Consider the following 26,898-nt stretch of genomic DNA (forward strand, 5'->3'; position numbering starts at 1 on the left):
ATGCACCTCACACTGATGGAAACATAGCTCATGGGTGAGTGAGAGACTGCACCATCTACAGTCTCATACTCACGCCGTTCTGCCAGCAAATCACCCCTCCGCCCCAAACGCCTCCAACTCTGCAGCCGCCTTCTCCCACGCGCTGGTCTCCTTAGCGATCTTCGGCTCGATCTGCTCCATCTCCGCCGTCAGCGCACGGAACCTGGCGGCATCGGCATAGGTAGCACCGTCTTGGAGCAGGTTCACCAGCTCCAGCTTGCGCCTCTCGAGCTGAGCCAGGGCTTGCTCGATGGTGGCCACCTTCTGCTCCAGGGCCTTCTTCTCCTTGCTGCGCGCATTGCGGGCATCCGCCTCGGCGCGCTTCTGCTCCTTGGTCTTCCCTCCGGGACTCGAGGAAGGTGAGTTACTTTTGCTGGTCTCAGGCGCGCTGTAGTTCTGCGGCTGAGAATTCGTCAGCGTGGCCGTCAGCGCCTCGCGTGCGGAGGTGGCCTTCGTCTTGTCCAGGAAGTATTGATAATCCCCCGCATACGGCGTCAGCACGCCCGAGGCGATGTGCAGCACGTTCTTCGCCATGGCGCGGATGAAGTGCACGTCATGACTGATGAACACCAGCGTGCCCTCATAGTCCTCCAGCGCGGCGATGAGCGCATCGATGCTGCCCATGTCCAGATGCGTCGTCGGCTCATCCATCAAAAGTAGGTTAGGCGGATCCAGCAGCAGGCGCACCAGCGCCAGACGGCTCTTTTCACCCCCGCTCAGCACGCCCACGGTCTTGAACACATCATCCCCCTGGAAAAGGAAGCTGCCCAGCAACGTGCGGCAAAGGTTCTCACCCGGCCGGCTTGGCAGATCCATGGCCGACTGCAGCACTGTGTGCCGCATGTTCAGCACATCACCGCGATACTGCGCGAAGTAACCCAGCTTCACATTGTGGCCCAGGTCGCGCTTGCCCGCATGAGGCTGCAGCGCACCGGCAAGCAGCTTCAGCAGCGTGGACTTGCCCGCGCCATTGGGACCCACCAGCACAAGCCGCTGGCCACGCTCGATCTCGAAATCGAGATCCTCATAGACCGGGTTCTGGGGATAGCTGAAGGCCACCTCCTGGAGCGTCATCACCCGCAGTCCGCTGCGCGGGGGCTGTGGAAAACGGAACTTCACCTGCTTTGCCGCCGCCTGTGGCGCATCCACCTTCTCCATGCGGCCGATCATCTTCAGCTTGTCCTGGGCACGCGAGGCGAAGTTCGCCTTCGCCTTGAAACGATCCGCCCACTGCTGGAGCTTGGCGATCTCCTTCTGCTGATTGTCAAAAGCCGACTGCATCTGCCCCTGGCGTGCCTCTTTCTCGATCAAGTAGTCGTCATAGTTCCCACGATAGCGGTACACCTTTGAATGCGCGATCTCCAGGATCGTGTCCGTCAGCGCGTTCAGGAACTCACGGTCATGAGAGATCATCAGGATCGCACCCGGATAACCCTGCAGATAGTCCTGAAACCAAATGAGCGATTCAAGATCCAGATGGTTCGTCGGCTCATCCAGCAGCAGCAGATCCGGCTCTTGCACAAGCAGGCGCGCCAGATGCGCACGCATCACCCAGCCACCGCTCAGCGTGCGGGCGCGACGCTCAAAATCACTCTCGCGAAACGCCAGCCCCTTCAGGATGCGCTTGGCCTTCGGCTCCGCCTCCCAGCGGCTGTGCTCGTCCACATGGCCCGTGGCCAGTTGCAGCACGGTCACGTCATCCACGGGGGCGCTTTCCTGCGGCAGGAAGCCAAAGTCCAGCCCGCGCTCCATCGTCACCTGACCATCGTCCGGCGTCGACTCCCGCAGCAGGAGCGAGAACAGCGTGGACTTCCCCGCCCCGTTCGGACCGATCAGGCCGATCTTCTCACCACGATTAATATGAAACGACACGCCGCTGAACAGAGTGCGGCCTGCGTAGGTTTTGCTGACATTGTTGACGGAGAGCATGTGGGGGCGCTTTCAGTGAACGGGAGAGCGCCAAGTGCAAGGTAAACCCCATTTTGCTTCCCTGGACTCTTGCTCCATTCTGGCAACCGCCCCGCTCGTCGCCATGCCCTCCACCACCGATCCCGAAGTCATCGCCGTCGGCCTCAAAGCCCTCCGCAGACGCCGCCTGATCGTCTGGACCGCCATGCTGGCACCGCTCGTGGCGTTCGCCGTCTTCGAGGGTAGTTACATGGACTATGTAGTCCCCTTCTATTTCCTCCTGATGCTGCTTGGACCGACGAGCATCGTCCTGAGTGAATGCCCTCGCTGCGGCGAGCTGTTTCACATCAAGGGAATCTTCTCCAGCGTCTCCACCAGATACTGCCTGCACTGCAATCTCCCCCTCAAGGAACCTCCGCCCAAGCCCAAGCTCGAATCCCTCAACAAGAAGAAGATCAAGAAACGCCGGACCAAGAAGAAGCGTTCCCCCCGTTAATCCCGCCCATCTTGTGAATCCTGTCATCCAGGCTGCGGATCACTCCGCAGCCTGCAATTCACAGATCAATAATAAGGCACCAGACCACCCTGCCAGATCGACTTCAGGTCACTGACAGCCGCATCAATCAGAGTGCTGCCACGCAGCGTGATGTTGAGATACTTCTCGTTCGTGGCCTCACCGATCACCACCGCACCCGCGGCCTTGGCAGCAGTAAGGTGCTCAGGAGCGACCTCGAGCAGCAAGCGGCCCGGAGTTTCGCCAAAGAGCAGTTCGGCCACCGTGCAATCCTTCGTCGCAGGCAGGTTTTCCAGCTCCACCTTCACACCAGCCTTGCCACTGAAGGCAAATTCCGCCAGCGCGACGCCCAGACCACCTTCGCTCAAATCATGACAGGCGAGCACCGCGCCGCTCTTGGCCAGCTCATGATACTTCTCATAGCTCGCCCAGGTGGCAGCTTCTTTCCAGGTCGGTGCGCCATCAAGGCCCGCGCCCTTCGTGTATTTCGCAAACACGCTGCCGCGCAGACCAGCGGTGGTGCCGCCGATCAGGCAGAGCTTGCTGCCTGCACGACGCAGGGACGCGCCGACGACATGCTTCGCATCCTCAATGATGCCGAAACCGCTAACCAGAAGCGTGACAGGGATCGAGACCGGGCCGTCTTCGGTGATGAAGTAGTTGTAGAAGCTGTCCTTGCCGGACACAAACGGCGCGCCGTAAGCGATCGCGGACTCAGCCATGCCCTTCGTGCATTCGACCAGGGCGCCCAGTTCCTTCTCAGCATCCGGATTGCCCATGCAGAAGTTGTCCAGGATGGCGATACGCTGTGGATTTGCACCCATGGCCACCAGCTGGCGCACGCACTCATCCACGCAGGCGCGGCCCATCGCATGAGGGTCATTCTTGCCCCACTCAGGCAGAAGCGCACAGGCCAGGGCCACAAGCTGCTTCGAGCCATCCACCTTGATCACACTACCATCCTGCGGCGCATCACCTGCGGCACCGGCCAGCGGCTTCAGCACCGTGTTGCCCTGCACTTCATGGTCATACTCACGGATGATCGGCTCACGGGAGACGATGGCGAAATCAGCGAGGAGCGTCTTCAGCACCTGCGTCCAGGATTCCGGACGCACGGCCACCTTCGGAGCCAGGGCCGCAGGCTGGCGCCAATGCGCACGCATCTCACGGCGAGGCGCGCCGTGCAGTTTGTCCACCGGCAGATCGCAGACGATGCTGTCATAGTGGAACACACGCAGACGCTTGTTGCCGTCCGCCTTCGCGAGCACAAAGATCTCGCTCTGCCACTTGTCAGCGATGGCCTGCAGCGCCGGAAGGTTATGCTCCTCGATGGACATCACCATGCGCTCCTGGGACTCGGAGATGAAGACCTGCCAGCTTTCCAGGCCCGGCTCTTTCAGCGGGCAATGGTGAAGATAAACCTCACCTCCCACTTCGCTCAGCATCTCACCAGCCGCGCTGGAGAAACCACCCGCGCCGCAATCCGTGATGAACTCGATCAAGCCCGCCTCACGTGCCGCGAGCACAAAGTCAGCGACCTTCTTCTCCTCGATCGGATTGCCGATCTGCACCGCCGTCTGGTCCTCTTCATGAGAATCCGTCGTCAGTTCCGCCGAACTAAATGTTGCGCCTTTCAGACCATCCTTGCCCGTGCGACCACCGGCCGCGATCAGCAACTGGCCAGGCTTCACCTCTTTCGCAATGTCCTTGATCGGGATGATCCCGGCCGTGCCGCAGAACACCAGCGGATTGTAAATAAAGGTGTCATCAAACTGGATCGCACCATTCACCGTCGGAATGCCCATGCGGTTGCCGTAGTCACGCACGCCGCGCACCACGCCGCGCATGATGCCCAGAGGATGGATCACATCCTTCGCCTTCAGATCTTCCTGCTTGGTATCTGGCGGGCCAAAGCAAAACACATCGATGGAAGCCACCGGCTTCGATCCCTTGCCGGCACCCAGAATGTCACGGATCACACCGCCCAGGCCCGTGTTCGCACCAGCATACGGCTCGATGGCGCTCGGGTGGTTATGCGTCTCCACTTTCAGACACACAGCCTTGTCATCATCCAGCTTCACAAAGCCCGCGTTGTCCACGAAAGCGCTCAGCACGAAGTCTGGCTTGTCGGCCATGATCTTCTCCGTCGTCGCGCGGATGTAGGTCTTGAAGAGGCTGTCCACCACTTCCTGCTCACCATTCAGCGTGTGATAGATCTTCGCATTGAAGATACGGTGCTTGCAGTGCTCCGACCACGTCTGGGCGATGACCTCAAGCTCGACGTCCGTCGGATCACGGCCCTCATCGTTGAAAATCTGCTGCACCACCAGCATGTCAGCCTTCGAGAGCGAAAGCTTCATCTTCTTCGACAGGTCCAGAAGCTGGTCGGCAAGAAGCTCACGGACAGGGATGGTGCGGAAAACGGCGGTGGCAGACATGGATTGGGGAGAGTCGATTTGGCGAGGAATTCGCCCATGGCAAACATTCCCTTCACCCCCTTCAAACCAGAAGCCCTCCTCCCTGCCCCAAATCCCGCGCTTTCCTCAGGCCACCCCCGTCCTCACCAAATCAAAAATCATAAATCGTAAATCATAAATCCAGCCCTCATTTCACCCCTCCAGCCCCGCAACCCAAGAACCCCCTTGCCCCACCCGAATCCCCTGCTAACGGAAACGCTCCCCTTTATGCATCGCAGAATCCGTCTCCGGTTCTCTCTGCTCGCCGCGATCTTCGCCGGGCTCCTCCTCAGCACTTTCACCTCCCAGGCGCTGGCACAGGCCTCCGTCATCGTGGTGGACACCTTTAACCGCAAGGTCCACGTCGCTGGCAATGCCAATGCCCGCCGCGCCGTCGGTGGCATGGCCAAGATCGCCACCGCCATGGTCGCCCTGGACTGGTCCGTCGCCTCGAAGGTGGGGGTGAACGTCCTCGCCCCCGTCCCGGCCTACGCCCCCCAGATAGCCGGCATCAATCAGCTCGGCCTCCAGCCCGGGGACAAGCTCACCATCCGCGACCTCATCTACGCCACCATGATGGGGAGTGACGACATCGCCGCCATCACTCTGGCAGATTTCGTCGGCCGTGACCACCTCTACCGCCTTGGCCGTCAGGGAGATCCGCAGGTCGAGTTCGTCCGCCAGATGAACCAGCTCGCCTACCGCGAGGGCGCCACCGGCACCCGTTTCCAGAACCCCCATGGGTATGAAAACACCCGCACCATCGGTGTTTCCACCGCGGCGGACATCGCCCGTCTCACCCTCTATGCCGTTTCCCGTCCGGCCATGAGCTTCTACACGAACCAGAGCTCCCGAAACATCACCATCTACCGTGCGGGCGGCCAGCTCTCCGTGCCGGTGAACAACACCAACTCCCTCCTGGGCAATGCGGGTGTCGATGGCGTCAAGGCCAGCTCCACTCCCCGCTCCGGTGGCTGCGCCGCCGTCTCCGCAGAGCGTCCCGCCTCCGTCTTCAAGCAGGCCAATGGCAGCAGCCTCATCTACCGCCACCGTCTCGTCGTCGTCGTGCTCGGCTCGGCCGATCCCTTCGCTGAGACCCAGTCCCTGCTCGGCCAGGGCTGGAATGCCTACAACCGCTGGGTGGCCGCAGGCCGCCCCATCCAGGACGAAAAGCAGTTGTTGAACAACTTTTAAATCAAGCCAGCAGGCTTCTCCCGCCGCTGTCTTTGCCTCAAAACCCCTACCCCATCATCCCCCCACTCACTTTATGCGTATCGGTATCCTGAACAGCGGCGGCGACTGCCCCGGCCTCAATGCAGTCATTCACGGCGTCGTCGGCGCAGCTCACACTCACGGCTGGGAAGTCGTTGGCTTCCGCGATGGCTTTGAAGGCATGCTCCCCCCAGGTGACTACATGCTGCTGGACCCCTCCCGCACCGTCGGCATCACCAAGCTCGGCGGCACCATCCTCGGCACCACCAACAAAGGCCACTTCGTCGCCAAAATCGGCGAGGGCAATGTCTCCGAAGTTCCCCACGAGATCGTCGAAAAGGCCAAGGCCACCCTTCGTCACCTCGAGATCGGCGCTCTGATCGTCGTCGGTGGAGACGGCTCCCTCACCACCGCCCTCCAGCTTTATAACATGGGCGTGCCCGTCATCGGCGTGCCGAAGACCATTGATAACGACATCCAGGCCACCGCCATGACCTTCGGCTTCGACAGCGCCGTGCATGCCGTGGTGGATGCTCTCGACCGTCTCCACACCACCGCGGAAAGCCATAAGCGCGCCATCGTGCTTGAGGTCATGGGCCGTCACGCAGGCTGGATCGCCCTCTACGGCGGCATGGCCGGCGGCGCGGACGTCATCCTCCTTCCGGAGATCCCCTTTAAAATGGAACACGTGGCAGACGCCATCCGCCAGCGTGATGCCCGCGGCCACCACAGCACTCTCGTCGTGGTCGCTGAAGGTGCTCGCATGGAAACGGGTGAGCTTTTGAAGAAGGAAACCGTCGGCGGCAAAGGCGAGGACCGCCTCGGCGGCATCGGCGACTACGTCGCGAAGAAGATCGAAGACATGACCGGCAAGGAAACCCGCGCCTGTACCCTCGGTCACCTTCAGCGTGGTGGTGCACCGACCGCTCTCGACCGCATCCTCGGCGTGCGCTTTGGCGCCATGGCCGTCAGCCTGATCGAGCAGGGCAAGTTCGGCCGCATGGTCAGCTACCAGCAGTATCAGGTCGGCGATGTCAGCATCGAGGAAGCCGTGAACCAGCTCCGCCTCGTGAAGTCTGACAGCGAGATCGTCAATGCCGGCCGCAGCATCGGCATCTGCTTTGGCGATCGCCCCGTGCTCCAGCGCTAATCCGATCCTTTTTCTTTTCGTCCTTCCACCACCACACCCTCACCAACCATGGGCGCACAATGGAAACAAAAGTGGCGTGAACTCGCCGCCGACCAGAAAGGCAAAATCGTCGGCAAGCTGACACGTGAAATCCAGGTCGCGGCCCGCCTCGGCGGACCCGACCCCGATCTCAACGCCCGCCTTTACGCCGCTCTTGTGGCTGCGAGAAAGCAGAGCGTCACACGTGATTCCATTGAGCGCGCCATCGCCAAGGGCAGTGGTGTGGGCGGAGAGCCCGTGAATTACCAGACCGTCGTCTTTGAAGGCTTCGCCCCTCACCGCATCCCGGTCATGGTCGAGTGCCTCACGGACAACAACAACCGCACCTCCTCCGAGGTCCGTGTTCTATTCAAGGCAGGCAGCCTCGGCACACCCGGCTCCGTCGCCTGGATGTTCGAGCATTGCGGTCTCGTTGAAGCCCAGCACAAGGACAAGACTCTCGACATCGAAGTCGCCGCCCTCGAAGCCGAGGCTGATAATGTCGAGCCCCTTGAGCTCGATGAAGAAGACGCCGCCGGCCATATCGGCGCCCGTTTCTTCTGCCCCATCTCCAGTCTCGACATCGTCACCAAGGCCCTCAAAGCCGCAGGTTGGACGGTGACTACCTCCGAGCTGCATTATCATCCCAAAGACTGCCCCGAGATCACCGACGCTCAGCGCGAAGAAGTCACCAACTTCCTCCAAGGCCTCGACGGCCACGCCGACGTCCACCGCGTCTACGCCGCGATGAAGTAAGGGTGGCGGCATAACCAACTTATTGTTCATTTCTAACGCTTCCACGCTGTCTTGCAGCCTGGAGGCGTTTTATAGTAGCCATCACACTCCTTGTGATGAGCTGACGATCAGGTCATCACACCCCATCGCCGAACATCCCCACCAGGACATTCGTGCGAAAGCGCATGGGCTCGCATCACACGTCGCTCCGCGCGAGACCTCAGCAAGGAAGAACGCTCTACAGCTTCGGATGTGATGGCTCCTATGCCAGGACCACTACCACGAAGCCCCCAGCACCCGCGCCTGCGAAACATCCCGCAGATACCGGTAACCCTCGATCACCTCCCGATCAAAAGGCGCAATGAGCGGAACCACCTCGCGCACATACTCACCATGCGCCGTGTCCTCCAGCACATCCAGATTCGCCAGACACACCTCATCCACATCCCACACCTCACCGTGGATGGACACCCCCTCGCGCTCATCCAGCACCATTCCCGGATACCCACCCAGATCATGCAGCCGGAACCTCGGATGCGTCATCGCCATGCCGACGAACGTCTGCCCGCGTAAATAGCGATGATTCGAATGTCCGCGCTTGAGCGTGCCATAAACAAAGAGGCGCATGGGTGTCAAAAATAGCGATGCCAGGATAGAAGCAAAGCCAGCGAAGTCACAGCAAGAACAAGGCCGCCCTCGAAAATTCTAGCTCACCAATATCGCTCCAAAATGCCTCGAAGCCCAAAGGGCTTCCGCATCATAGCGAAGGGTTGGTGAGCCCTGGCGAACCTACCCTGGCATCAGACCACCACGTCTCGATGACACAGACGGACTCCAACGGAGTCCCGCATCTTAAACCCGCCTCGTCATCTAACCGAATCACCGTTTCACGAAAGAAGATCATCCCGCTCAGCCAGCCACTGCGGCAGCGAAAACCGCTTCTCCGCCAGCTCCACCGCACGCTCCATCACCTTCGCAGGCAGCTCCTGCACCACCTGCACCTCCCGCGCCAGTTTCCCCGCCCACTGCGGCCAGAACTCCTCCGCGATCCGCACCTGCTGCACACTGCCTTGATGCAAAAAACCTAATCTGCCACGCCGCTGCCCTGCCCCGGCCACCTTCACCGGCCCCCGGATCACATCATGCAGCGCCGGAGCCACAAAACAAAACGGCCCGTCCACCAGATCCTCCGGCAGCGCCAGCCGGCACCCCATATGCCCATGCGCTGAGAGTGATTCCGCCAGCGAACCATGGATCACCCGATAGCTCTCCACCGCCGGCGTTTCCGCCCACGGATGGCTCGCCGGGACGATGACGGAATACGTAAAATCCCCCTGGTGCATCACCACGCCGCCGCCCGTCCAGCGCCGGATCACCGGCCACTCCGGCAGCGCATCCTGAAGCTTCGCCAAACTCTGCGCATACCCTATCGTCACCGTCGGCTGGTCCCAGGTATACACCCGCAGCACCGGCAGCTCGCTCTGCTCCAGCCAGGCCTGGTCCACCGCCATGTTCATCGCCCCCGCATGCGTGCCATCGAGATGCAGGATCAGTCGGTCAAAGAAAGGCGTGTCAGAACTCACCCCAAGCCCATACCTCCCACTCCCACCCCAATCAACCAAATGGCAGACCCCGACCCCAACGTACAACCCCATTCCAATGGGGTTGCACCCGCGAACCACAGATGAGCTCGATCCCCCCATCGCCAGCGACTCTCAACGGTATGGCGAGCCAGGGGCTCGAAAGCCGGTAGCCAGGGGTGCAGCGAGGAACGAGCGGAACCCCTGGACCCGACGCCACACACATCCACCTCAGACATGCCCCCTGAAAGGGGGCGAGAAGCCCGCGTCATCTCCACGGATCCGCGCATTCGATAGTCAGGATGGAGGGAACAGCCCAACCAAAATTACATCCTTGCATTCCCCGAACCGTTCCCTCATCTTTCCCACCATGAACACCCTGCAAAAGGTTCCCGCCTGGTTCTGGATGCTTCTTAGCTACGCCGCGCTGGCCGTTCCCTTCCTCTGGGCCGGCAACCAACCCGCCTCCACGGCCTCCACCAGCGTCTTCATGGGCTGCCTGCTCGTCTGCTGGATCCCCGCCTTCGTCTTTGTGAACCGGAGAGACATCCAGGAGCACCGTGTCTTCTGGATCTCTCAAGCCGTCTCCCTTCTCGCCGCCGCCGCCGTCTTTGGCATCGTCATGGCGGTCTCCATGCACTTCCAGGATCTGAATGCCCGTGATGCCCGCACCGACGGCAGCACGCCGGCCGTGGTCGCCACCATCATCGCCTACCTCATCTCGAACAACATCTGCGTCTCTCTCGTGACCCGCACGCGTGCCACCGTGGAAGCCAGTGTGGAGAAAAAGCTTTCGCCATCGAAGAAGCGCTAACCAACAGCGCTTCAACGAAAAGACTTCGAGTTGTCTTCACGGATATTCAATCCGTCAGCAAGCACCCAAGCACACGCATCTCTGTCCCATTCTGATGTCTTGGTCATAAGTGCTCATCAGTGTCCATCAGTGGCAAAAAACCACCACCGCACACAGCACGTCATTTGTTCACCAGCATCCCCGGCACCAGCGCGCGAATAAACGCCTTCGTGTCCTCCAGCGCGGCAAGCTCCGCGAACGGGTCCTCGAGCAAGCTCTTCTCCATCGGCAGCGGCACAAAGAAGGTCAGCATGGTCCAGCGATGGTTGATGTTCTTGAAAAACGCATCCGAATACGTGCGCCACACATGCTCCTGGTTGCCAGCGCACGTCGTGCCGTCCGAGCCCAGGAACCAAAACAGAAACACCGCGCGCACCCGCATCCTGCGTCCTTGATCATCCATGATGTCACGATGCATCGTCTTCATCGTGGCCTGCACCTCAGTCGCGAGGCCCAGGTCCAGCGAGACCATCGACTCCGAGGTCATCTGCCAGCCTTGCGCAGGCAGACATACATCCGGCGAGTGGATCGACCGCTTCTCCGCCCCGCTCATCACCACCGTGGCCAGGATCGTGCGGTCCGGCTTCGTATAGATGCGGCGCTCAATGCGCACATCCTCCAGCAGAGCCGCCTTCTCGCGTGCCGTCATCGGCTGGTCCGTGCTCACGAAAGGCCCCACAATGCCCGGCATGTGTGGCTCAATGCCCAGCGGGCCCACCTTGTAACTCGCATCACTCAGCGCGCAGAGGGTCAAGCCACCCCCCAGCACTAGCACCGTCACCCCCAGGTTCAGCCACGCACGCTGCGCAGTGGATCCTGCACCCGGTGCCGCAGGCTTCGGCACAGGCCGGCCACGCTCCACTTTGTTCTCCAGCAACGTCGCCATTCCAAACATGCCCGACAGCGCCACACCGAACACGGCAAAGCCTGCCATGCTGTGATAAAAACTCATCTCCTGATGCCCGTCGATGTTTCGCCCGATGGCGAAATCACTCCCCCACCACAGCGACCCCAGCGCCAGCAGGATCATGCGCACCAGGTTCCCCAGCACCGCCAGCGGAATGGCGCTGGCAAACAGGATGCCACGGCCTAACCAAGTTTTTAGAGACAACCAGCCATACAGCGCCGCCAGCATCATCAGGGAAAAGAGGGACCGGATGCCGCTGCACGGCTCCTCCACATCCAGCTGGAACAAATCACCCGCCGAAAGCCCCTTCACCGGATCCGCCGCGGACAGCAGCCCCGTGCCTTCCTGCAGCACCGGCACACCGATGAGGTTCAAAACCATCCCCGAAGCCTTCGCCGTCATCATCCGCAGCGGCACGGCCAGCACAGATTCCAGCGGCAGCATCGGCCAGGTGAAGACCAGAAACGCCCACGGGAAAAACAGCCGCCTCAGCCATGTCACACCCCCGAGCTGCAGGATGATCCCCAGCGTCAGCAACTGACCCGCCAGATACCCCGGATACGCCGTGTCCACCTTGTAACCGAACCAGTAAAATAGCATGCCCACCAGCAGCACCGGCAGCCCCAGCCACGATCCATCCAGCGGCAGCTGCTTCAGGCTACGGCTCATCCTCTGGATCAGCCAGGCCACCAGAAACGGCGTCACCAGACAGAACCACCATTCCGAGTCCTGCTCCGCCTTCTTCAGGATGCCTCCAAACACACTGCTTCGAGCCCCAAACTCCCAATGCTGATACGGAAACCAGCCTAGCAAGACCCCCAGAAAAAGCCCCGCCACGACCAGCGTCACAAGACGCACCCGGTCAGGCTGCTGGGAAGTGGCGGACGAAGTCATGAAATGCGGTTACGAACGGATGGCGGCAATCGCGGCGCGCAGGTCATCCTCCGTGACCTCCTTGCTGACAAAGGCCTCGCCCAAAGTGCTCAACAACACAAAGCGGATGCGCCCCTGGTCGAACTTCTTGTCCATGCGCGCGATGCGCAGGAGCTCATCGGTTTCAACCTCCTCACCCAGCACCACAGGCAGCTCAAAACCCTTCAAAAGGTCCACAATCCGCTGAGCTCCGGCCTCGCTCAAAGTCGAAAGCTTCACAGACAGCACCGCCGCCGCACGCAGCCCGAGCGAGATCGCCTCGCCATGCAAAAGCTTCCCATAGCCCGCATCCGCCTCGATGGCATGCCCCAGCGTATGGCCGAAGTTCAGCAGTGCGCGGATGCCCAGCGTCTCATACTCATCCGCCTCCACCACCCGGGCCTTGATGGCGATGTTCTGGCGGATCAGCTCCGTGAGATCACCCGTGCCGGCGATCACCTCATCGATCAAAGGCAGCATCGCCGCATCACGAATGCACGCATGCTTGATGATCTCTGCAAAGCCCTCATTGAACTCGCGCTTTGGCAGCGAGGAAAGCGTGTCGATGTCCGCAATCACATGCGCCGGCTGATGAAAGCTGCCCACCATGTTCTTCGCGTCCGGCAGGTTCACCCCCGTCTTGCCACCCACACTGCTGTCCACCTGGCTCAGCACCGTCGTCGGCACCTGGATGTAGGGAATCCCGCGCTGGTAGATGCTCGCGCAAAAACCCCCGAGATCCCCGATCACACCACCACCCAGAGCGACCGCGAAACTCTTCCGATCCAGCCCCGCGCGCGCCATCTCGCTGCACACGTTTTCCGCCACGATCAGGGACTTGCTCGCCTCACCCGAGGGCACCGTGATCAGGCACACCTTCTTCCCGGCCGCCTCCAGGCTCGCCACAGCCGTCGCCGCATAGAGAGGGCCAACCTTCGAGTCCGTGATCACCGCGCAGGTGGAGCGACCACCAAACTTCTCATTCGCCACCGCGCCGAGGTTTTTCAGCAATCCGCGCCCCACATCCACCCGGTAGCTGCGCGAACCTAGATCGACGTGGACGGAATGGGCGGGCTGGGAGGTGTTTTCAGGCATGGAAAGAGGTCTAGAATCTGACAGAGGGCTGACTCTGGCGTGCTGGACGAGTCCAGGCAAATCGTTTGCAACCACCGTTCACGCCGAAACCACGTCCCCTGGCGCTTCGCATAGTTCCGGGTCGACTGCTGCATCGCCTCCGTCGCCTCGCTGAGACTGCAGTCCCCCGCCAGATACGCCTTCAGGTCCCGCACCCCGATCGCCTTTTCCAGCCCCCCGCCTCCGGGAAAAGCCGCCACCTCGTCCAGCGCTCCAGCCTCCAGCATCGCCAGCACCCGCTGGTTGATCCGCGCATACAGCGCCTCCCGTTCCCAGGTCAGCACCACGCCAAACCCCCAGGGTTCTACGCCCTCAAAAGTCTTTCGCAGCACCGACTGCGGTTGCCCGGTCAGCAAACAAATCTCCAGTGCCCGCTCCACATAGCGCGGATTCGCCAGCGGCACATTGCCCCCCGCCTCAGGATCCAGCTCCAGCAGCCGCCGCACCTTCTCCTCCAGCGGCAGAGCCCGCAGTTCCACCCGCAACGCCTCATCCCCCGCCGGTAGATCCGCCAGCCCATGAGACAGCGCCTTGATGTAAAGCCCCGAGCCCCCCACCACGATCGGCCACCTCCCCCGCCCCGCGATCTCCGCGATCACCGCCAGCGCCAGATCCCGATACCGCTGCGCATCGCAGTGCTCCTCCGCCTCCAGCACATCATAGAGATGATGCGGCACCCGTTCCCTCTCCGTCCGCGAAGGCTTCGCCGTCACCAAGTCCAGCCCCCGATAAAGCTGAAAAGCATCCGCATTCACAATCTCCCCCCCAACCCTCTCCGCCAGCCCCACACCAACCCCCGACTTCCCCGAAGCCGTCGGCCCGGTGATGTAGATGGGAGAGATGGAGGGAGACGAGTTCAAAGATCAGATCCCTCACCCTGTGGGCTTTAGCCGTCACTCCGTCAATGCTCCAAATACGAGCAGTCTTGAACCACCAATGGTCCGCACAATCCCCTTTCGAAATCCGCAGAACCCGTAATGGCACCGCCAGCGCCGAAGTCGCAACGCGTCCTGGACTGCGCCGGCCCTCCGGCGCTCTCGAAGTCCAAGCGAGATTCCTCACGCATGAAAGCATGCGAAGGCCGTGAGAGGTCATTTCGTCCCTCGAATAGATCACATCACACGCTTCGTCGGAAAGCTCCAGAGGACTGGAGCACTCCAGGACGCTCCGCGCTTCTCGCAAGTCACCTCTGGAAACAACGGTAAACGACCGTCAACCGCCGTAAACGGCTCCCTCCTCACGTTCCCCGCTTGTTCCCAAACAGCTCGATGTGCAGCCTCGGGCTCAGCCGATGTCCGAACGTCTTGCAGGCATTGATCAGCAGATCATAGCGGGTGCGCATGGCCTCCAGCGTCGTGCCTTCGGGCATCAGCAGCACCTTCTCGGGTGGAACCGGAACACCGAGCGATTTCACGATGTCATGAGCCTCATGCAGATCGGCCTCCGTGGAGATCACGAACTTGAGCTGGTAATCCACGGACTCATTGATCCATGCCTTCAGCACTTCCGGTTGCAGACGTGTCTGCTCATGCCGCTGCACCCAGGCTGCGCCGGCCTTCTCTTCACTCGGTGTCGAGTTCGCCAGCTTGGGGCTGAGTGATGCCAGATCCACGACACAGCCCTCTGGCATGATGGTGCCTGCGGTTTCCACCGTCACATGTTTCCCAAGCTCACGCAGCCGGGCGATGAACTCACGCATGCCTTTCGCGATCATCGGCTCACCACCAGTGACCACCACGTAGCGGGTCGGGTTCTTTTCGATCTCTGCTAGAATTTCATCGGGGGACATCTCCGGTCCTTCCGGCTGCCAGGAGGCATACGGCGTGTCACACCACCTGCAGCGCAGGTTGCACCCCGAAGTCCGCACAAACACCGAAGGCACCCCCGTGAGCACACCTTCCCCCTGGACGGAGTAGAAGATCTCGGAGATGCGCATGGATTCAGTTCTCAGTTCAGAGTTCGCTGTTCCCGGTTAACTGAGAACCGAGAACGGCGAACAGAGAACCATTATCGAACAGGTCCAAGGCTCTGCAAATAGGCGATGAGATGAACCACGTTTTCTTCTCCCAGCGCGCCGAGAAGGCCTTCTGGCATCAGAGACATCGGAAGCTGGGTCTGCTCCACGATCTGGGTCTTCTCAATGGTCAGCCTCTCCGCAGGAGTCTGGATCGTGAGGGAGCGCTCGGTCTGCTGAGGAATCACCCCCGTGATGGTGCGGCCGTCCTTCAGCTTGAAGACGCTCATGCGGTAGTCCGCAGGCACGATGGCGCTCGGGTCCAGGATGTTCTCCAGCAGGTAGGTGATCTTGTGACGATCACCGCCCGTGAGATCCGGACCGATCGCTCCGCCCTCGCCATACAGCTTGTGGCAGGCGCCGCAGGCCGCCATGAAGAGGACCTTGCCCTTCACCGCTTCACCTTTGGTTAGGCGCTCTGGAGTCAGCTTCTTGGTCCAGTCAGCCAGCTCAGCCTTCTTCGCCTCAGGAGTGTCACGCAGCTCACCCCAGACCTCCGTCAGCTTCTTCGTCAGACCTTCATCATTCAGGCTGCGGATGGCACGGGCCTGATACGGCGTGATGGCCGACTTCGGCACACGTCCTGCCTTCACCGCTTCCAGCAGCTCCTTCGCATAGCTCGGACGTGTGACCAGCGTGGCCACGCTCGCGGCCTGCTGCTCCTCACTGCGCACCGGCCAGGGCTTCAACAGCGCTCCCGGGATGCTCGCATCATCATAAGCCGCCAGCGCGCTGCGCGACACAATACCCAGCACCTTGTCATTCACCAGGCCGCGGATCAGCGACATCAATTCGGGCTTCGTCGCACGAGTCAGGCTCTTGAAGGCATTCACACGCGCATTCGCATCCCCTTCTGCATTCTTCACGATGGCGATCAACTCATCCGATGCGCGACCACTGCCAAAGATCAGGGACAGCTTTTGCAGAGACTCCGCATTCGCACCCTTGCCATTCGCCGAGGCAAACTCATCCCAGCCCTTCGGCTTCGGAGCCTGGCTGAAGCCTTCCAAGCCTGCTGTCATGCCCGCGAGCACATCGCCACGCACCACGTCATTCTTGGAGATCAAGGCCACCAGCGCATCCACCGCCGCCGGATTCTTCTCGATGTCTTCCACAATGCGGCGTGCCACCAGACGACGCACCGTTGGCAACTTCGCGCTCGCGATGAACTCCACGCCCTTCACCGGATCCGCGGCCACCGCTGGCTCGATGCCATACCAGATCATCAGCGGCTGCTGACGGTCATTGGCATCTTCCTCACGCTGCGCCAGCGCCGTGGCGATGGGCCAGCGAGCATTAAGTGGAAGACGCTGCAATGAAGAAGCAAGATGAAGACGGACGAGTCCCGATTTCTCTACCAGTTTGAACTCTTCCATTACTGCATTCAGGTGACCTGGAATGTCCGCGATACCATTGAGCGTATCCTCAGAAAGTCGGCCTCGCACATAATCGGGTGACGTATTAACAAACGCCTTTTTAAAATCTTCTCCTGAACGCCAGGTAAGTGCGTCTATCGCACTTGTGACGTCGGATTCGGTCGAGCTCTTGTAGCCGTCATCAAAAGGCAGGTCAGCCACCAGCCAGATCCGGTCCATAAATCGAATACGGTCTCCTACACTACAGGAAGTCCAATAGGCTCCAGTTTCCTTATCAACATCGAAAACTCTGCCTGCGACAAGACCCTCGGGGCCAATGAAAAACTTAGCAATCTCCACACGATCCTTTGGCTCGTTGATCCATCTCTGCTCCAACTGCCCCAAGATTTGGCGGGTCCACCAATTATTGCTAGACGAGCCCTCCAACTTCTTTCTGAGTTCTCCTGTCGACATCTTAGTAAGATCAGTTGGCTCCGCCTTCTTCGTCTCCCCATACACGATCTTATAAATGCGCCCGCTGGTGCGGTGCACGCCGTCGTTGTCGTGGCACTCACCGGAGTCGGACCAGTCGGAGACAAACACATTACCATCCGGACCGGTGATGAGGTCGATGCCGCGGAACCACTTGTCCTGGGCCTGCATGAAGTCAGGCGCATGCTTGCCCACATAGCCGCAACCTTGGCGCTCCAGCTTGTCCATGTTGATGCGGTTGCCATGCAGGTTGCAGGTGAGAACGGCGCCGTTGTATTCCTTGGGCCAGGTGCCGCCTTGATAGATCAGCATGCCCACATGCGCGTGACCACCGCCGAGCTCGAGCGTCTTGTTGCTGATGCCCGTGCGGATGTCGCTCCACTTCTCGGAGCCCGTGTCCCAATGGAAATGGTCCGCCGTCTGCTCGATGATCTCATACACATACGGGTTCAGATGCGTGCCGAACATGCGGCGATAATAGGCGCCCGGAATCACATGCCAGAGATGACCGATGACCGTGTTGATCATGAAAAGCTCGCCTTCCGCATTCCAGTCATGCCCCCAGGAGTTCGTGCCGCCATGGGCCACGGCTTCAAACACCTTTCGTGTGGGATGATAGCGCCAGATGGCGCAGTTGATCTTCGTGCGTTTTTCCAGCGGAGTGCCTGGCGCGCCCACGGCGGACGTGTCCGTGATGCCATGACGTCCATACAGCCAGCCATCCGGCCCCCAGCGCAAACCGTTGACGATGTTGTGGCCGATGGTCTTCACATTGAACCCGTCCAGCAACACTTCTGGTTCGGCGTCCGGCACATCGTCACCGTTCTTGTCCGGGATGAAGCTCAGCGTGCCTGCATTCAGCACCCACACACCGCCGTAGCCGATCTCCACACTGGTCAGGTAGGTGCCGCCTTCCCAGAAGACCTTGCGCCCGTCATGCTTGCCATCACCATCCTTGTCTTCCAGGATGATCACTCGGTCACGCAGGTTGGTGTCCCAGCGCGCCGGGTTCTCCGCATAGGTGTAGTTCTCCCCCACCCAGAGCCGCCCTTTGGCATCCCAGCTCATGGCGATGGGCTGCTGCACATCCGGCTCAGCGGCAAAGACCACGCACTTGAACCCCGGCGGCAGCTTCATGGTCCGCGCCACCTCCTCGGCGGGCATCGGGTCACCTTTTTCAGAGTTGAAGGGCTTGGGGAAATCCGCTGCGGAAAGGTGGGCAGCAGTGAGGAGTGACAGGGCGGAAAGGTAACGCAGCATGGGTGGAGGGGTGCGGGAAAGCAGTAAAAGATCAAAAGGCAGCTCGAGTGCATGTCCTTTCTGCCTTTTCATCCTTTTTGTCCTCGGGAATGCGGCCAAGCCAGCCATGCGCCCCGTTCTTGGCATACCCCCTGCGCTTTGACGATTTCTTCCATTGCCTGCACGTAGCATCGCCACCACCACTGCTGCCCCTCATGCCCACCATCCAGCCCCGCCGCGCAGGCATTCTGATCCCCGTTTTTGCCCTCCGTTCCGCTGATGACCTCGGCATTGGTGACACCGGCTGCGTGCGCGAGTTGATCGACTGGGCCGCTGACACCGGCCTCGGCTTTCTGCAGTTCCTCCCTGTCAATGCCACGGGCGGCGACAGCAGCCCCTACAATGCCATCAGCTCCGTAGCGCTGGACTACCTGACCCTGCACATCACCCCGGAGACCCTGCCGGAGATGGAGGAAAAGTTCTACCGCGCCACCGTGCGCTTCATCGGCGGCAACGCCCTGAATGGCAGTGACGTGCCCTATGAGAAGGTGCGCAAGCTCAAGACCTACCTCCTCCGCCACGCCTTCAGCCGCATCGACACCGTTCCTGAGCGCAAGGCCGCCTTCGAAACCTTCCGTGATGAGGAACGCGGCTGGTTGGATGACTACTGCCTCTTCCGCGTGCTCATGGATCAGCACGGTCACGAGGACTGGCCCAACTGGCCCGACGAGGTGAACACCGGCTTCAAGGCCCGCGCCTGGCTCACGGAACAACGCCAGGTCAATGCCGCCGACATCGAGGCCAAGCTCAGCTTCCATGCCTATGTGCAGTGGCTCTGCTTCAGCCAGTGGCGCGCTGTGCGTGCCTATGCCTCCTCGAAAAAAATCAAGCTCATGGGAGATGTGCCCTTCGGCATCTCCTGGTGCAGTGCCGATGTCTTCTTCCAGCCCAATGAATTCAATCTCGAGTGGTGTGGCGGCGCTCCGCCGGAGACTTATTTCAAGGACGACTTCTTCGTGCAGCGCTGGGGTCAGAACTGGGGCATCCCGCTCTACCGCTGGGATGTCATGCAGGACAATGGCTTCTCCTGGTGGCAGCGCCGCGTGCGCAAGCTCACGGAGATTTTTGACATCTTCCGCATCGACCACGTCCTCGGCTTCTACCGCATTTACAGCTTCCCCTGGCGCCCGCAGCGCAATGCCGAGTTCTCACCGCTCACGGATGCAGAAGCTGCCGAGCGCACCGGCGGCCGCCTGCCGCACTTCAAAGAGAACGATGACGACACTCCCGAGCATAAGGCCGCGAACCTCGCCGCCGGTGACAAGTATCTGCGCATGATCGTGGCCGCCGCCGCGCCTAACGAAGTGGTGGGCGAAGACCTCGGCACTGTGCCGGACTACGTGCGTTCGCATCTGCTCAGCCTGGACGTGCCCGGCTTCAAGATCTGCCACTGGGAGGACAACGGCCACGGCCAGGTGCAGCGCGGTTATGACTATGACAACTGCTCCTTCACCACTTATGCCACGCACGATCATGAACCGATGAAGACCCACTGGGAGCATCGCCGCCGTGACCTGCAAAGCCCGGATGAGGGTGACCGCTACCTCGCGCAAAAAGAGCTGCGCTTCCTCAGCGAGTTCGCCGGCATGCACGTCTCCCATGACGGCAATTTCCCGGCCTATGATGACATCGTCCGCCATGCGCTGCTGGAGGCCCTGCTTTCCAGCAACTCGCGCTACGCTGCCTTCATGCTGACGGATCTCTTCGCCCTTGAGGACCGCTTCAACGTCCCCGGCATCGCCAGCGGTGAAAACTGGAGCGCCCGCCTCCCCATGACTACCACCGAGATGCGCCACGGCGACCGCTGGAAAGCCGAATGCCAATGGCTCACCGAAGCCGTGAAGCGCACGGGGAGGTAAGACGCTTCCAGAAGTAACGGCAGAAAAATTGAGGGCAGAAAGATTTCAGAAAATTTTTCTGCCCTAATCTTCCTGCCAAATTTCTCCGGTCCCTCACCACAACGGAAAGAAGCTGGATAGAGCCCGGGGAACATGCTTGTTTCCAGTTCACCCATGAAACCGCTCTTCCTCCTCATCACGCTCTCGCTCAGCCTGGCCCTGCGCGCGGCGGAACCCGGGTTTCCTAAATTCGCCTCCGCTTCCGTGAACCCGCTGGCGACGGAAGCCGCCGTGAAGGCCTACCAAAAAGGAGGAAATGCCGTGGATGCCGCCGTGGCCACAGGCCTCACGCTCGGCGTGGTGGACGGGCATAACTCCGGCATCGGGGGTGGCTGCTTCTTCGTCATCCGCGCGGCCGATGGCAGCATCACCTGCATCGATGGCCGCGAGATCGCCCCTTCGAAGGCGCATCGCGACATGTACATCATTCAAGGCAAGGTCGATGATGAAGCTAGCAAGACCGGTGCTCTGGCCCCAGGCATTCCCGGCGCGCTTCGGGCCTATGAGCTCGCGCTGAAAAAGCATGGCAAGCTCAAGCTCGCTGATCTCCTCCTGCCTGCCGCCGAGATCGCGGAGAAAGGTTTCCCCATCGATGAAGTGTATGAGCGCAAGCTCGCTGCCACGGCTGAGAAGCTGCGGAAGTTTCCCGCCAGCGCTGCGGTCTTTTTCAAGGCAGATGGATCGCCGCTGAAGAAGGGTGACATCCTGGTGCAGAAGGATCTGGCGAAAACCTATCGCGCCATCGCCGAGCACGGCACCGCCTGGTTTTATGAAGGTGAGTATGCGCAGAAGGTGGAGGCATGGATGAAGGAAAACGGCGGCATCATGACCGCTGCTGACATCGCCGGATACAAGGCCATCGAGCGCGAGCCCGTGAAGGGCAAGTATCGCGGTTACGACATCGTAGCCATGCCGCCTCCGAGCAGCGGTGGTGTGCACGTGGCGCAGATTTTGCAGGTCATGGAGCACTTCCCCATCAGCAAGCTCAGTGATGCGCAGCGCGTGCACGTGATCACGGAGGCCATGAAGCTCGCCTTCGCTGATCGCGCTTATTGGTTAGGCGATCCCGACTTCGCCAAGGTGCCCCGCGGCCTTGTCGATCTTGGTTATGCCAAGGATCTCGCGGCAAAGATCGACCTGAGCAAAACCACCAACGTTCCCTCGCACAACATGCCGCCGCATTGGGAAGGTGACATCTTTGGCAAGCACACCACCTTCACCTGCTCAGCCGATGCTGAGGGCAACTGGGTCACGCTGAACCAGACCATCAACACCGCCTTCGGCTGCAAAGTCATCGTGCCCGGCACCGGCGTGCTGCTGAATGATGAGATGGATGACTTCTCTGTGCAGCCTGGCGTGCCCAATGCCTTCAAGCTCATCGGCGCTGAAGCGAACGCCGTGGCCGCTGGCAAGCGCCCGCTCTCCAGCATGAGCCCCACCATCATCTTGAAAGATGGCCAGCCCGTTCTCTGCACGGGTGCCGCCGGTGGCCCAACCATCATTACTCAAGCGCTCCTGCTCATCTCCAATGTGCTGGATCGCGGCCTGGAGCCGAATGCTGCCTTGAAACAACCACGCTTTCATCAGCAGTGGGCGCCCGATGAACTGAAGATTGAAAAGGCCTTCGGTGAGCAAACACTCGAAGACCTGGAGAAGCTCGGGCACAAGCTCGATAAAGTCACCACCTTCGGCGCCTGCCAGGCCATCACCTGGGATGCTGAGAGAAAACTGCTGGTGCCTGCTCATGACCCACGTGTGCCCGGCAAGGCCGATGGCCAATGATCCCAAGCTTTCCGAACTGAGCCCGTCTGACTCTGACGCATGATTTACGCCAAGCCCCTGATCCCGCCGCTCGTCGTCCTCTTTCTCGTCGCGGTGGCGACTCTGAAACGCAGCCAAACCCTTCCAAAGCCACAGCGCAGCACCGCGCTGGCCAGACTCGGATTCGGACTGGCCAAGATCTGCCTGCTGGTGCTGCCGCTGGAATGGCTGGTGCATCTTTTTCAGCTGGGTGAGCCGCAGGCTCTCAGTGCCAAAGCCTTCTGGCTCGCGGCTCTGGCGCAGACCTGCCAGCTTCAACTGCTGATCACCGGTGTGGTGGATGTCGTTGCGAGTTTCATGGAACTGCGCGGTCATGCGGTGGAAGGTCTCTACCTCACTCCAGCCCGGGCTGGCAGCTTCGGCGGTTACTGGTCGCAGCTCGTTCCCGGTCTGATCAATGGCCCCGTGACGAAGGCGTCCCAGGCTCTTCCTGTGCTCATGCTCATCGCAGGTCTTGGCGTGCTCTGGCATGGAAACTTCCCTTCGTCCTCCGTGTGGTTCGTGCTGCAGTTCCTGTTTTTGATGGCCGAGACGAAACGCCAGAAACCTCTCTTCGCACCTCTGCCGCATCCGATCCAGGTCATCCTGACTCTGTTGCTGCTCGTGCTTTCAAATTCACTGCTGCTGGTGCCGAATCTGGAGGCCGCCCTCACAAGCTGGGTCACGATGTTTAGCGACATCAAGCCCACGCTCTACTCCCTGCTGCTGGACAAGCGCCTCACTTCAAACCTGCTCCAGACGGTGATGCTCTTCGCCATCCTCACCTGCGTGGCACTGCCGAGGCTCGACTGGCTGCTCAGGCAGCGCACCGTGATCTGGCGCCTCATCGGTCTGCTGCTCATCATCCCTTCCCTGCTCATGCTGGTGCGTGAAAATGCCCGCACTCCAGACTTCATCCGCCAGGCCGCTCAGTGGCCCGTGACCTGGTTCTTTGGTGAAGGCAACTCACGCATCCATGTCGGTTATGACGGCTGGCTCTATCCCCGGCATGAGCTCGACCGCCGAACCCTGGCGAGGCGCCATCCTGGCCTAACCGATTCTTTGATCAAGCTCGCCACGGATCTGAAAGCTCAAAACGTGCCGGTGATGCTCGTCTCCGTGCCCGCCAAGATGGCCATGTATCCGGAGAATGTGCTGCGTGCCGAATACGCCGCCCCCGCCCAGCCCGCCGACTACAAGGCCATCGTGGAGAAGCTCACTGCCGCAGGCGTGGACGTCGTGGATCCAGCGCAGGCACTGTGGCAGCGCCTGCTCAGGGCCGAGTCCCACTATACCGCCGACAGTCACTGGACCTTTGAGACCATGAAGACCGTGGCCGGCGCCGTGGCCAAGCACATCCGCGAAAAGCATGCCGCGCTCTACGTCAGCGAAACACCGCTCATCAATGCCAGCATCCTCGAGCGCCAGGAACCTGGCGACCTCGCCAAGGCTCTGCTGACCTTGAATTCTGAAGGCCTCTTCGGCGCGGAGCACGCGCAGCTGGTGTCCATTCGTGGGCTGGAAAATGATCCCAAGTCCCCCATCCTTGTGATCGGTCACGATTCTCTGCGCGTGTTCGAGGCGGCGAGCGAGAGCTTTGGCAATGCCGAGGGCAAGAACCAGCAGGCTGGCTTCACCACCCAGCTGGCCGCTCTCTTGGGCCGTCCCCTCGATGAGCGCACAGGACCAGACATCCTCGCACTAGCTTCAGACGTGACCCACAAGAAGCTTATCGTGCTCGTCGTCCCTGCCGACGAGCTTTGATGGGAATGTTCATGGACCGTCAGCCAGGCCGCTAACAGAGGCTTTAAGGAACAGTCCAAGGTTGAACGGTTCTCTTAATGATGGATACTTACTGTCTCCCGCATGAGTTCTGCCCGCCGCATCTACGTTTCCGCTGTCCACGAAGAGTTTCCGGAGGTGCTGGAAGTGCTCAGGCTCTCTCTGGAGGAGCTGGGTTGCCTGATGGTCATTCTCGAGGCCAGCCCCCCGTACTGGCGCACGCTGGACAAGCGAATCCGTGACCGCGTGCCCACCTGTGAGGCGGTACTCCATCTGGTGGGACAGCGCTGTGGTCGCTGCCCGGATATCCCCACCGTTCCCAAGGACAAGACACGGAGCAGCGTCGCCCAAATGGAGCATGAGATCTCCGCAGAGCTGGCAGCCTCCACAGTAAAACTTCCGCTTGGCGTGCATGTGATCGTCAGTGGAGACGGGCATACCGCTCCTAGTGGGCTGAGGCCTGAGGACGAGGCTCAGGTGCAGATGCAAACCCAGCACCGTGAGAGCCTGCTGGCTGCTGGCACCACCCATGACATGCCTCAGGACGGCACCGCCTGGAAGCAGCTGCTATGCAGGCTGCTAGGTTTGGTCGATCCATCCACCGCAGGAGCCGCGATGGCACAGCTCCCCCCGCCCAGCATCACCATCCGCCCTGCCAGACAGGAAGCAAAACCTGCCAGCGGCATGTCCCCGATCGCCATCGGTGTGATCGTCGTTGGCGTCCTTGTGGTGGGCCTGGGCCTGCTGGACATGCTGAAGAGCAAAAAGACTGCGGGGACCGCTGCAGCCACCGAGGTGGCTGCCCCCTTTGATGCCGCCATCGCCCATCAGGTGCTGCAGACCTACGTCTCCATCTACTGCGACTGGATGCGCGATACGGTGGACATGCCGGTCATGTATCTGGATCACTGGACCCGCCTCACACTGCCGGAGCGCGCCAAGCTGCCAGAATCCCAGGTGAAGTCCCTGCTGGAGCAGTCCATCACCCAGGACATCGGTCCCGCCTTCACGGTCGAGGACAGGCTGGCCGCTCTGCTGGCAGCCGGCAAGTATCAGACCGCCATGGACTTTGCGCTGGTGCATCAGGCCGCGCTTTCGGCCGAGGGCTGTGAGATCGCCGCCCTCGCCGCAGCCTCGCGCTTTGACCAGACGGTCAGCACCAGTCACGAGGAGCGTGCCATCCGTTTTTACCGCAGCGCCGTCGAGAAAACCGATCCGCAGAAGGAGCCTGCCAGCTGGGCCCGCCGCCAGAGTGCACTGGCCACCCTGCTGGACGTTCAGGGCCTGAAATCTGAGGCGCTCACGCTTTCAGCGGCCGCCGTGGCCGCGTTGGAAAAGGTGCCGGATCAAGCACCGCTGGAGCTGGCCTATGCACGCCTGCTCACGGCCCAGAATCTCCGGGGTGAAAAGGCTGTCGAACTCGGCAAGAAGGCCATCGCAATCTTTGAGCAGGAGCCCTACAAGGAAGCGCCGCTGAAGCTCATGGCCTGGTCCATGATGGCCACCGTGCATCTGAATGAAACGGCCGGCTCCCCGGGCTACACGAGCGAGGCGGTGGTCCTTCTGAGGAATGCCGTCAACGAGTCCGAGAAGAAGCTCGGCCCCACCCACCCTCTCACGGGCTATCACCTGTATCGTCTGGGCAGCACCTTCGCCTCCCGGGCCTTGCCCGCCAGCGCCCAGGCCGAGGGCGGAGACTCCCTGGCCAAAAGCATGTCCGATGCTGTGATGAAAACCCAGCTCACGGAAGCCGAGACTTATCTCCAGCGTGCGCTGACCCTTCATGAGGCCGGATATGGTTCCAAGCATCTGAGCACCGCCTACGCCTTGTCAGCGATGGGGCAGCTCTTCAGCAAGCAGGGCCGCTTCGCCGAGGCAGAACCCTTGCATCGCCGCGCGCTCACCATCGCCGTGGAGCATCTCGGCTCCCGGCACCCCAAGCTCGCCTACTTCAAGACAGGTCTCGCTGGCTGCCTTCAGAAAACCGGCAACATCGCTGAAACGGAGAAGCTGATGCGCGAGTCCCTCGAGGAACTGGAGACCTTTGGCATCGCCTCCAAGCAGGAGCTGTGCGGCGTCTACCTCCAGACCGCCAGCATCCTCAGCGGCTTGAAAAAGTACTCCGAGGCAGCACGCCTGCTCGAAAAAGCGCTGGCGAATGCCCCGGAAAACGATCTGCCCCTGCGGTCCGGCATCAGCATCAACCTTTTCAACACTCACATGCTGGATCAGAGACTGGGTGATGCGCGCCTCGTCACCGAACGCGCCCTGCCCGTGCTTTTGCGCACCAAGATGCATCTTGAGGACCCCAACCGCGCCCTCATCTCCATGCTCCGCGCGCATGCCGTCTGGAAAACCCAGCTCGGCGAGCCTGCCTCTGCCCTGAAAGCCCGCTACCAGGTCATGTTCAAGGACGCCGGAGTCGACAACGACACCTTCGAGAACATCTGGATCAAGGTCGCCCAGTAAGTAAGCAGAGGTCTTTGCATTCCTAACCAAAAGCACGTCCACGCAGGCGCAAAGCGCCGTGGACTGCGGCAGCCTGCTGTCGCTTTAGTATTGGGCAGCCCAGCTGCCGGGCGAAGAACCTCCATTCAACTCCAGACACTTCTATGGTGACGAAGGCCAGCAGGGCTGGCGTGGAGAAAGCGGCTGCAGGGCTCTGAGCTTTACCCATAAAAGGCAAAGAGGGTCTAGAACCCGAAACGGGTTCCGTCATGCAGCCCAAGGGTGCTGAGCCTAGGCGAAAGCTCCCTTGGGAATCAGCCGCCGCAGGCCAGGAAAGGAACTCGAACCGCAACGCGGTTCCGTCATCTCTGGAGATGGCCGGTTTCCTCGGC

The 26,898-nt window shown here is 60.9% G+C and carries 18 protein-coding genes; 9 read left to right on the forward strand and 9 right to left on the reverse strand.

What is annotated here, in order from left to right:
• Positions 1 to 90: 90 nt before the first annotated feature.
• Entirely contained in the window at positions 91 to 1,968 is a 1,878-nt protein-coding gene (locus BGE01nite_RS22045) for an ABC-F family ATP-binding cassette domain-containing protein (RefSeq protein WP_146853759.1), read from the reverse strand.
• Positions 1,969 to 2,071: 103 nt separating this feature from the next.
• On the opposite strand from BGE01nite_RS22045, the gene BGE01nite_RS22050 reads away from it, so the two are divergent.
• Positions 2,072 to 2,443, forward strand: coding sequence for a hypothetical protein (locus BGE01nite_RS22050; protein ID WP_146853761.1), 372 nt, complete (start codon positions 2,072 to 2,074; stop codon positions 2,441 to 2,443).
• A 65-nt stretch (positions 2,444 to 2,508) separates the two neighbouring features.
• Here the strand turns inward: BGE01nite_RS22050 and purL are convergent, their stop codons facing one another.
• A complete protein-coding gene (gene purL / locus BGE01nite_RS22055; protein ID WP_146853763.1) occupies positions 2,509 to 4,899 on the reverse strand; it encodes a phosphoribosylformylglycinamidine synthase subunit PurL in 2,391 nt (796 codons plus the stop codon).
• Between the two features lie 246 nt (positions 4,900 to 5,145).
• On the opposite strand from purL, the gene BGE01nite_RS22060 reads away from it, so the two are divergent.
• The 3 genes from BGE01nite_RS22060 to BGE01nite_RS22070 all read left to right on the forward strand — a co-directional run bounded on the left by BGE01nite_RS22060 (position 5,146) and on the right by BGE01nite_RS22070 (position 8,053).
• On the forward strand, positions 5,146 to 6,111 hold the full coding sequence (locus BGE01nite_RS22060) for a D-alanyl-D-alanine carboxypeptidase family protein (RefSeq protein ID WP_146853765.1): 966 nt from the start codon (positions 5,146 to 5,148) through the stop codon (positions 6,109 to 6,111).
• A gap of 73 nt (positions 6,112 to 6,184) precedes the next feature.
• Positions 6,185 to 7,279, forward strand: a complete 1,095-nt coding sequence (locus BGE01nite_RS22065; protein ID WP_146853767.1) for a 6-phosphofructokinase — start codon at positions 6,185 to 6,187, stop codon at positions 7,277 to 7,279.
• A gap of 48 nt (positions 7,280 to 7,327) precedes the next feature.
• Entirely contained in the window at positions 7,328 to 8,053 is a 726-nt protein-coding gene (locus BGE01nite_RS22070; RefSeq protein ID WP_146853769.1) for a YebC/PmpR family DNA-binding transcriptional regulator, read from the forward strand.
• 255 nt (positions 8,054 to 8,308) lie between these two features.
• Here the strand turns inward: BGE01nite_RS22070 and BGE01nite_RS22075 are convergent, their stop codons facing one another.
• Positions 8,309 to 8,659 carry a gamma-glutamylcyclotransferase family protein gene (locus BGE01nite_RS22075; RefSeq protein ID WP_146853771.1) on the reverse strand — a complete coding sequence of 117 codons (351 nt, stop codon included), beginning with the start codon at positions 8,657 to 8,659 and terminating at the stop codon, positions 8,309 to 8,311.
• Positions 8,660 to 8,919: 260 nt separating this feature from the next.
• Positions 8,920 to 9,615 carry a lipoyl protein ligase domain-containing protein gene (locus BGE01nite_RS22080; RefSeq protein ID WP_170266973.1) on the reverse strand — a complete coding sequence of 232 codons (696 nt, stop codon included), beginning with the start codon at positions 9,613 to 9,615 and terminating at the stop codon, positions 8,920 to 8,922.
• A gap of 367 nt (positions 9,616 to 9,982) precedes the next feature.
• Between BGE01nite_RS22080 and BGE01nite_RS22085 the strand changes: the two genes are divergently transcribed.
• Positions 9,983 to 10,426: a hypothetical protein gene (locus BGE01nite_RS22085; RefSeq protein WP_146853775.1), complete on the forward strand. Its 444-nt coding sequence runs from the start codon at positions 9,983 to 9,985 to the stop codon at positions 10,424 to 10,426.
• A gap of 160 nt (positions 10,427 to 10,586) precedes the next feature.
• On the opposite strand, the gene BGE01nite_RS22090 is transcribed toward BGE01nite_RS22085, so the two are convergent.
• From BGE01nite_RS22090 to BGE01nite_RS22110, 5 genes are all read right to left on the reverse strand, one after another.
• The gene (locus BGE01nite_RS22090; protein ID WP_146853777.1) at positions 10,587 to 12,266 is read right to left on the reverse strand and encodes an exosortase/archaeosortase family protein; all 1,680 of its coding nucleotides are present in this window, start codon (positions 12,264 to 12,266) and stop codon (positions 10,587 to 10,589) included.
• 9 nt (positions 12,267 to 12,275) lie between these two features.
• Positions 12,276 to 13,379, reverse strand: a complete 1,104-nt coding sequence (gene aroB / locus BGE01nite_RS22095) for a 3-dehydroquinate synthase (RefSeq protein WP_146853779.1) — start codon at positions 13,377 to 13,379, stop codon at positions 12,276 to 12,278.
• Positions 13,331 to 14,278, reverse strand: coding sequence for a tRNA (adenosine(37)-N6)-dimethylallyltransferase MiaA (gene miaA, locus BGE01nite_RS22100; RefSeq protein ID WP_146853781.1), 948 nt, complete (start codon positions 14,276 to 14,278; stop codon positions 13,331 to 13,333). The genes aroB and miaA overlap by 49 nt, the downstream gene beginning before the upstream one ends.
• Positions 14,279 to 14,655: 377 nt before the next feature.
• Positions 14,656 to 15,354, reverse strand: coding sequence for a 7-carboxy-7-deazaguanine synthase QueE (locus BGE01nite_RS22105; protein WP_146853783.1), 699 nt, complete (start codon positions 15,352 to 15,354; stop codon positions 14,656 to 14,658).
• Positions 15,355 to 15,425: 71 nt separating this feature from the next.
• Positions 15,426 to 18,539: a PVC-type heme-binding CxxCH protein gene (locus BGE01nite_RS22110; RefSeq protein ID WP_170266974.1), complete on the reverse strand. Its 3,114-nt coding sequence runs from the start codon at positions 18,537 to 18,539 to the stop codon at positions 15,426 to 15,428.
• Positions 18,540 to 18,658: 119 nt separating this feature from the next.
• On the opposite strand from BGE01nite_RS22110, the gene BGE01nite_RS22115 reads away from it, so the two are divergent.
• The 4 genes from BGE01nite_RS22115 to BGE01nite_RS22130 all read left to right on the forward strand — a co-directional run bounded on the left by BGE01nite_RS22115 (position 18,659) and on the right by BGE01nite_RS22130 (position 26,527).
• Complete coding sequence (locus BGE01nite_RS22115; RefSeq protein ID WP_170266975.1) at positions 18,659 to 20,437, forward strand: 4-alpha-glucanotransferase; 1,779 nt, start codon at positions 18,659 to 18,661, stop codon at positions 20,435 to 20,437.
• A gap of 153 nt (positions 20,438 to 20,590) precedes the next feature.
• Positions 20,591 to 22,258 carry a gamma-glutamyltransferase gene (gene ggt, locus BGE01nite_RS22120; RefSeq protein WP_146853789.1) on the forward strand — a complete coding sequence of 556 codons (1,668 nt, stop codon included), beginning with the start codon at positions 20,591 to 20,593 and terminating at the stop codon, positions 22,256 to 22,258.
• Between the two features lie 39 nt (positions 22,259 to 22,297).
• Positions 22,298 to 24,040 (forward strand): alginate O-acetyltransferase AlgX-related protein, encoded by a 1,743-nt coding sequence (locus BGE01nite_RS22125; RefSeq protein ID WP_146853791.1) that lies wholly within the window; start codon positions 22,298 to 22,300, stop codon positions 24,038 to 24,040.
• A gap of 102 nt (positions 24,041 to 24,142) precedes the next feature.
• Positions 24,143 to 26,527: a tetratricopeptide repeat protein gene (locus tag BGE01nite_RS22130; protein ID WP_146853793.1), complete on the forward strand. Its 2,385-nt coding sequence runs from the start codon at positions 24,143 to 24,145 to the stop codon at positions 26,525 to 26,527.
• Positions 26,528 to 26,898 lie beyond the last annotated feature (371 nt).

Source organism: Prosthecobacter gellanilyticus (assembly GCF_007992435.1).
Classification (GTDB): Bacteria; Verrucomicrobiota; Verrucomicrobiia; order Verrucomicrobiales; family Verrucomicrobiaceae; genus Prosthecobacter; species Prosthecobacter gellanilyticus.